Below are 8,127 nucleotides of genomic sequence, written 5' to 3'. Positions count from 1 at the left end.
CCAGCAACTCGACGTCGAACACCAGCACGCTGTGCGGCGGGATGCTGCCAACGCCTTGAGCGCCGTAAGCCAGTTCGCTCGGCACGTACAGGCGCCATTTGCTGCCGGCATTCATCAGTTGCAGTGCTTCGGTCCAGCCTGGGATCACGCCGCCTACCGGGAATTCGGCTGGCTGGCCACGATCGTAGGAGCTGTCGAACACAGTGCCGTCGATCAGGGTGCCGTGGTAGTGGGTACGCACCTGGTCTTCACGGGTCGGCTTGGCGCCTTCACCCTGGGTCAGCACTTCGAACTGCAGGCCGGAAGCCAGGGTGGTGATGCCTTCACGCTTGGCGTTTTCCGCCAGGAACGCACGGCCTTCACCCGCAGCGGCTTCAGCCTTGGCGGCTGCTTCGGCTTGCATGATTTCACGAATGACCTTGAAGCTGGCGGACATCTCGTCCTGGCCCACGCGGCTTGGCTTGCCGGCGAACGCGTCGGTCAGGCCGGCCAGGATGGCATCCAGGCTGACACCCGGTGGCGGGTTGTCGCGCAGTTGGTCGCCCAACTGACGGCCAATGCCGTAGCTGACGCGGGTTTCGTCGGTGGACAGGTTAACTTCGGACATGATGCTGCTCCGCTGTGCGGACGGCTCGAGAGTTGCCGTGCGTGACACAGCGCCTCCCGGAGCGCCCGGAACCAAAAGGGCGAGCAGACTAGCACAGATGCCACGGCGGGTGACGAGCCCTCACGTCAAAGCAACCCGCCAGAAACGACAACGCCCGCCTGCAGTTCGCCAGGCGGGCGTTGCGCCAGCGCGAGGAACGGGCCTCAGTGCTTGGTCAGTTTGTCCAGGTAGCCCATGGCAAAGGCCGAGACCACGAAGGTCATGTGGATGATCACGTACCACATCAGATGCTCGGGATCGACGTTCTTGGCGTCCATGAAAATGCGCAGCAGGTGGATGGAGGAAATGGCCACGATCGAGGCGGCGACTTTCATCTTCAGCGATGAAGAGTCCATGGTGCCCAGCCAGTTGAGCTTTTCCTTGTCGGAGTCGATGTCCAGTTGCGAAACGAAGTTCTCGTAGCCGGAAATCATCACCATCACCAGCAGGCCGCCCACCAGCGCCATGTCGATCAGCGACAGCAGCACCAGGATCAGCTCGGACTCGGCCATGGCGAACACATTGGGGATAATGTGAAAGACTTCCTGGAAGAATTTCAGCGCCAAGGCCAGCAAGCCCAGGGACAGCCCGAAATAGATCGGCGCCAGCAGCCAACGGGAGGCATACATTGCATTTTCGATAAAGCGTTCCATTGAGTCTCACACCTGGGCTGAAAAATCGCGGCGAGTATATCAGCCACGACCTGCCCCACAAATGCCGGGGCCATCCCTGGTCCCTGCTCTTGTGTCAAAATTTTTCTGCGAGTGCCCGTGCGGCGATGGCCTTCAATGCAGCGGACGAAACTCGAAGCCGCCGACATTGCGACAACGGCCTCCATTGATTTCACGCAGTTGGGCCTGCATGTGCAAGGACCAGATCTGCGGGTCGTCGGCCAGCTCATAGCCGTGCAAGGTCAGGCTCTGCACAATGGTGTCGAGGATGGATTCGGCGGCAGTCGGGCCGGGAAATGGCCCCTGGGCCTTGATGGCGGAGGGTTGTTCGCCAGCCATTCCGGCGGCGAAGAGCAAGGTCCACATACCGGTATCTCCCGCCAGGGGGCGGATGGCGCATTCGATACGGGTGACAAGGCCCAGGCATTGACGAGTGAGGCAAAGGTTGCGCGACATGGCGGCGCCCCTCGGTAGATCCGGTATTCAGTCTCGGGAAGAGGCTGTTTCGATCCAATGATGACTCTCGTTATCCTTGAGCTGAGGATAGAAGAAAAGTTCCGGCCTCACGGGCTTTCAAGACCAGAATGCGCCGAGCGGTCATAGTGTGAATATTGACGCCAAAGTGGCGACGTTTTTTTTGAAACAGCCCCAAAAATTGTGGGAGCGAGCTTGCTCGCGATAGCGGTGTAACAGTCGACTGATGAGTGACTGAAACTCCGCTATCGCGAGCAAGCTCGCTCCCACAAGGAACTTCCACCGGAGGCTTGCGGCGGTCAGGAGAACATCAAGCCGGCTTGGCCTCCGCCAAGGCCTGCTGTGCCAGTTCCTTTTCCGCTTCCTTGATGTCGTCTTCGCTGATCATTTCCGCGATCACCCGCAGCCGCTCCACCACCCGGGCGTTGACGCTGCCCTCCGGGAACTCGCCGTTTTCATCCGGCTCACCGGCAGGCTCGCCCACCAGCAGGCTCAGGGCTTCGTCGGCCTGACGCACCGCATAGACGTGGAACTGCCCGGCGCGCACGGCGGCCAGCACTTTCTCGTCGAGCATCAGCGTCGCGACGTTGGCCTGGGGAATGATCGCCCCCTGCTCCCCCGTCAACCCCCGGGCTTCGCAGAGGCGGAAGAAGCCTTCGATCTTCTCGTTGACCCCACCCACCGCCTGCACTTCACCGAACTGGTTGATCGAGCCGGTGATGGCGAAGCATTGCTTCAGCGGCGTCTTCGACAGGGCCGAGATCAGCGTACACGCCTCGCCCAGGGATGCACTGTCGCCGTCCACGTAGCCGTAGGATTGCTCCAGGGCAATGCTGGCCGAGATCGCCAGCGGGAATTCCTGGGCATAACGGCTGCCCAGGTAACCGGTGAGGATCATCACGCCCTTGGAGTGGATCGGTTGGCCAAGGTTGACCTCCCGCTCGATGTCGACGATGCCGCTGCCGCCCGGGTACACCGTGGCGGAAATCCGCGCCGGCACGCCAAACGCCGAATCGCCGACCTCCAACACCGTCAGGCCGTTGCATTTGCCCACGGCCGCACCCGCGGTGTCGATCAGGATGATCCCCGCCAGCATGTCGTCGAGGATCCGCGCCGAGACGCGTCCGGTGCGGGTGGCCTTGGCCTTGAGGGCGCGTTCGATATGGCCGGCATCGGTCATCTCGTCACCGGCCAATTGGCGAATGAAGTCCGCCTCGCTGACCAGTTGGAACAGATCGCCGATACGCGCCGACAAGCGCCCCTGGTGTTCGGCCAGCCGGGCACTGTAGGTCGCCAGGCGCGCCACTGCATCGGCGGTCAGTGGCGCCATGCCTTCTTCTGAAGTGCGAGTCTTGAGCAACTGGGCGAACTGCTCCAGGCTCTCGTCGCCCATCGGGATGTCTTCGTCGAAATCCACCAGCACGCGAAACATTTCCTGGAAGTCCGGATCCAGGTCCTGCAAGGCGTAATAGAGCTGACGGGCGCCGATGATCACGACCTTGACCTGCAACGGGATGTGTTGCGGCGTCAGGGTCACCGTGGCCAGGCGTCCCAGCTCACCCAGGGGCGACTCCATCTTCAGCTTGCGCGATTGCAGGGCGCGCTTGAGCGCATCCCATACGAACGGCTCGCCAAGCATTTTTTCCGCTTCAAGGATCAGGAAACCGCCATTGGCCCGGTGCAAGGCACCCGGACGCAGCTGTCGGTACGTGGTGTAGAGCGCGCCCTGGTCGGTGCTGTATTCAATCCGGCCGAACAGGTTGTCGTAGGTCGGGTGCGGCTCGAACACCACCGGCGCGCCACCGCTGGACGGATGCCCGACCACCAGGCTTGGCGCGTACTGCTCTTCCAGCAGCTTGCGAGCGATGGCGTCGGTCTTGCTGTCGTCCACCAGTTGCTCGACCACGGTCTTGAGCAGATAGACCTGCATGGCTTGCAGGTAGCCACAGACCGCGGCGTTCTCCGCGTACTTTTCCGACAGCGGCGCCAGCAACGGTTGCAGGGCCAGGGTGATGGTTTCTTCGTTGAGCTGGCGCAACTGGTTGCTGGACTCGCGCTTCCATTGCGGCAGGCTGGCGAGCTCTTCGTTCAAGCGCTCTTCCAGGCCGGAGATGTCCTCGTGGAAACGCTCGCGCTCGGCCTCCGGCAACTGGGCGAATTCCGCCTCGTCCAGGGCCTTGCCTTCGCTCATCGGCGTGAAGGCGATGTTGCTGCTGTCACGGTACAGCGCGACATCCTTCTCCAGCGCCAGGCGCTCGATCACATCCAGGGCCCGGTCGTAGCGCTGGTTGAAAGCGCGGTCGATGGCGCTTTTTTTCTGCTGGTAGGACGGGTGCTCGAACACCGCCGGGAAGGTCGCCAGCAGGTTGTCGATCAAGCCGTTGATGTCACCGATGAACGCACCGGCCGTGCCGGACGGCAGCTCCAGGGCACGAGGCTCGCGGGGCTCATCGAAATTGTTGACGTAGACCCAGTCCGCCGGGGTCTGCAGGCGCTTGCCTTCGGCCTTGAGGTAGCGTTTGACGAAGGAAAACCGGCCAGTGCCGGGCTCGCCCATGACAAATACGTTGTAACCGGGGCGCGGCATGGCCACGCCGAACTGCAAGGCTTCGACCGCACGTTCCTGGCCGAGCACACCGCGGAAGGGCTCCAGATCATTGGTGGTAGAGAAGCTGAACTGTTCAGCGGAAAACGGACGGGTCAGCGCTTCGGGCGCTAGACGCAAGCTGGCAGCAACAGGATCAGGCATCGGGCTTCCTTACATCAGGCGGGGCAGATAGCGGCATTCTGGCGCTGCCTGCACCTGACTGGCAAGGAGCGCCTCAGACCAAAGCATAGTCAATGGGAAAACCCCGGGCGCAGCCCCGTAAACAGGCGATCCCCGTAATGTTTTTGCAAAATGTCACGGAACCCTGGGATCGTGCCTAAACTCCAAAGTGCGCGGCTGGAACAATAACCGGCCCACTGGCAGCTGTAGGGGCCAGACCCTGTCCATTGGTATGCACATAAAGAGAACATAGCTATGAAACGGATTCTTCTCGGTACTCTCTTCACCGCTGTATCCCTCAACGCCATGGCTCAGGCGCCGGGCGGCCCGGATTGCGGCTGGGGCAACATGCTGTTCGAAGGTCAGCGTGGCACTCCGGCACACTTCCTGGCATCCACCACCAACGGCACTTCCGGCAACGCCACCTTCGGCATGACCTCCGGCACCAACGGCTGCTCGACCAACGCGGCACTGACCTACGGTGGCAAGTCCTGGCTGGCCATGAATGGCATGATGAACGAGCTGTCCGAAGACATGGCCAAGGGTCAGGGCGAAGCGCTGACCACCTATGCCGTGGTACTGGGCGTGGCGCCGGAAGATCGCGCACACTTCTCCGCTGTTACCCACGAGCACTTCCAGCAGATCTTCAGCAAGGCTGACGTAACCGCAGAAGATGTGCATACCAACACCCTGGCCGTACTGAAAAGCGACCCTCGCCTGGCCAAGTACGCCACTCAAGCTTAAGCTCGGCACCACTCGCTCCTCTCGGGGAGCGGGTTTTCTTTTTGGGGCCCCTTCGGTCTTTATTTTTTCGACTTTCCAAGTAGCCGACTATGCTCAAACGCCTTGCCTGGCTGGCGCTCTGTGTGTGCGCCCCGCTGTCCGCCGCGCCTCATATCGACCCTCAACGTTTGCAGCAACTGGCCAATGACCGCTTCTGGATCTCCCTGGGCCACTACGAAACCGCCAAATTGGGTGGCTGGCGCAGCTATATCAGCGACAAAAAATTCTTCCTCGCCCCCGACGGCAACGAACACCCTGACCGTGAACTGACCGCCACGCTGCAAGCCTTGTATGGCCCGGCCAGCGCCGGCCAGCAACATGCCCAGTGCGTGTACCCGGCGCGCACCCGCTGGCTGAAGGCGCAGCTCAACCTGACAGACCTGCCGGCGGTCAACTGCAGCGACTTCACCCAGTGGTTCAAGGATGTGTCGCCCCACAGTGCGGTGATGATTTTCCCCGCCGCGTACCTCAACAGTCCGTCCTCGATGTTCGGCCACACCCTGTTACGCATCGACCAGGCCGATGTGCAAAGCGACAAGACCGCCCTGCTCAGCTACGCGATCAACTTTGGCGCCTACATCGAAGGCTCGGACAACAGCATCCTCTATGCCTGGAAGGGCCTGATGGGCGGCTATCCGGGCCTGTTCGCCCTGGTGCCGTACCAGGAAAAACTCTCCGAGTACCGTAGCCTGGAGAACCGCGACCTGTGGGAATACCGCCTCAACCTGAGCCAGGCGGAAACCGAGCGCATGGTCGAGCACGTCTGGGAACTCAAGCAGATCCAGTTCGACTATTTCTTTTTCGACGAAAACTGCTCCTATCGCCTGCTTGAATTGCTGCAAGTGGCCCGCCCCAGCCTGCGCCTGACCGAACAGTTCCCGCTGACGGCGATTCCCACCGACACCGTCAAAGCGGTGAAAGAAGCCGGCCTGGTGGAAAGCATCCAGTATCGGCCGTCCCGGGAACGGGAACTGCTCAGCCGCGCCGAACCGCTCAGCGATGACGAACAACAATGGGTACTGAACGTCAGCGCCGATCAGCAGCAACTGCAAACACCGGCATTCAAGGTGCTGCCCCGCGAACGCCAGGCACTGATCATCGACGCGGCGTATCGCCTGGAACGCTATCGTGCCAACGGCCAGGAACGCGATCCGCAACGGGCCCAGCGCAGCTTCGAGCTGTTGCGGGCGATCAACCAGAACCCCGCACCGGAACTCGACATCCCGCAACCGGGCCTGCCCGAGGACGGTCACCAATCCCGCACCTGGCAGGCCGGCCTCGGCACACGGGGCGACCGGGCGTTCGGTGAATACGGCTTGCGCATGGCCTATCACGACCTCAACGACAACGCCGAAAGTTTCCCCCTGGGAGCACAGATTGAAATCCTGCAATTGAAACTGCGCCAGTACGAAGGCAATGACTGGCAGGTGCAGCAACTGGATCTGGCGACCATTCGCTCCCTGACCCCACGCAACGAGCTGCTGCAACCGCTGTCCTGGCAGGTTACCGGCGGCCTGGAGCGGGTGCCGGGCAAACACGACGATGAAACCTTGGTCAGCCACGTCAACGGCGGTGCCGGTGGTACCTGGGCGCTGGGCGAAGATGTGCTGGGCTTTGCCTTGGGCACGGTGCGGGTGGAGCACAACAACGATTTCGCCCAGTTCATCGCCCCGGCCGCCGGCTTCAACAGCGGCGTGCTGTGGAAAAACCCGCTGGGCAACTTGAGCCTGGAAGCCAAGGGCGATTATTTCGTCAACGGCGAAGTGCGTCGTAGCCTGAGCCTCAACCAGCAGTGGGAATTGTCCCGCAACCTCGGCCTGCGCTTGAGTGCCCAGCGAGAGTTCAGCCACCTGGCTTCGCCGGAGAACGAGGTGATGCTCGAGGTGAAGTGGTATCACTATTGAGCCAGACCGCTCTGCACGCGCACAGAGACGAACGGATTAATCACAGGGCTTTCACATCGGCCTGACGAATCCGCTTCTAGACTTCTCGTATAAGTGGATACGGCAGGAAGGCTCAAATGAGGCGTGCGGCAGTGGTACTGGGTGTATTGATGTTGCTCGGTGGCTGTGAAACCACTCATGAAGACCTGATCGCCCGAGGTTATCCACCGGCGTTCGCCGACGGCTACGACGACGGTTGCAGCAGTGGTCGGCAAGCGGCGGGGGTGATCACCGGCCAGTTCAGGAAAGACGTGCCACGGTACCTCAAGGATCCGCGCTACGCCGAAGGCTGGAGCGATGGTTTCCGGCAGTGCCAGGCGATGCGCGAAAGCGAGGAGCGCAATGCCTACCGCGATCGTCATTGGGATGACCACGAACGTGCCTGGCAACAAGAAAAGGATCGGGACGCCGCCCGGGCTTATCGCTCGCCGTGAGTCGCGCATAGACATTCGTCGAAACCAAAAGCCTGCGACCATGGACCAAACTCCAATAGAGGAGAACACCATGAGCCGCGCTTTCGTCAACGAAGACAACGCCGCTGCCCAGGCCGACCAGCCGGTCGAACGTCAGGTCAGTGCGCAACCCAATTACGTCACGCCCACCGGGCTTGCCCTGCTCCAGGCCCGGTTCGCCGAGTTGCAGGCCCTGCACAGCCAGCAGGCGACCCGAGGGGAACTGGCGGACAAACAACGGATCGCCGACCTTGAACGGGATCTGCGCTATTTCAAGCAGCGCCTGCAAAGCGCCCAGGTCGTTGCACCGACGTCGTCCGACCAAGTGCGGATCGGGCATTGGGTGACCTTTGTCGATGAACAGGATCATGAGCAACGGGTGCAGTTAGTG

At 61.6% G+C, this 8,127-nt stretch carries 8 protein-coding genes; 4 read left to right on the top strand and 4 right to left on the bottom strand.

What is annotated here, in order from left to right:
- From J4E53_RS28715 to J4E53_RS28700, 4 genes are all read right to left on the bottom strand, one after another.
- Positions 1-607, bottom strand: a 607-nt coding sequence (locus J4E53_RS28715; protein WP_207268246.1) for an FKBP-type peptidyl-prolyl cis-trans isomerase, incomplete at its 3' end; no start/stop codon positions are given.
- 203 nt (positions 608-810) lie between these two features.
- Entirely contained in the window at positions 811-1,299 is a 489-nt protein-coding gene (locus J4E53_RS28710; RefSeq protein WP_047230159.1) for a TIGR00645 family protein, read from the bottom strand.
- 132 nt (positions 1,300-1,431) lie between these two features.
- Entirely contained in the window at positions 1,432-1,773 is a 342-nt protein-coding gene (locus J4E53_RS28705) for a hypothetical protein (RefSeq protein ID WP_013694243.1), read from the bottom strand.
- A gap of 328 nt (positions 1,774-2,101) precedes the next feature.
- Positions 2,102-4,540 carry a Lon protease family protein gene (locus tag J4E53_RS28700; RefSeq protein WP_060740549.1) on the bottom strand — a complete coding sequence of 813 codons (2,439 nt, stop codon included), beginning with the start codon at positions 4,538-4,540 and terminating at the stop codon, positions 2,102-2,104.
- 273 nt (positions 4,541-4,813) lie between these two features.
- Between J4E53_RS28700 and J4E53_RS28695 the strand changes: the two genes are divergently transcribed.
- From J4E53_RS28695 to J4E53_RS28680, 4 genes are all read left to right on the top strand, one after another.
- Complete coding sequence (locus tag J4E53_RS28695; protein WP_057451579.1) at positions 4,814-5,302, top strand: DUF3015 domain-containing protein; 489 nt, start codon at positions 4,814-4,816, stop codon at positions 5,300-5,302.
- An 89-nt stretch (positions 5,303-5,391) separates the two neighbouring features.
- Positions 5,392-7,245, top strand: a complete 1,854-nt coding sequence (locus tag J4E53_RS28690) for a DUF4105 domain-containing protein (RefSeq protein WP_060740548.1) — start codon at positions 5,392-5,394, stop codon at positions 7,243-7,245.
- A gap of 116 nt (positions 7,246-7,361) precedes the next feature.
- Positions 7,362-7,718, top strand: coding sequence for a hypothetical protein (locus J4E53_RS28685; RefSeq protein ID WP_103310810.1), 357 nt, complete (start codon positions 7,362-7,364; stop codon positions 7,716-7,718).
- 70 nt (positions 7,719-7,788) lie between these two features.
- The coding region (locus J4E53_RS28680; RefSeq protein ID WP_207268245.1) for a transcription elongation factor GreAB at positions 7,789-8,127 on the top strand (339 nt) is incomplete at its 3' end.

It is taken from the genome of Pseudomonas sp. FW305-28, from assembly GCF_017351395.1.
GTDB classification, from domain to species: domain Bacteria; phylum Pseudomonadota; class Gammaproteobacteria; order Pseudomonadales; family Pseudomonadaceae; genus Aquipseudomonas; species Aquipseudomonas fluorescens_AA.
Note: the sequence above shows the minus strand (reverse complement) of the source record. Positions and strands in the feature narration are given on the sequence as shown.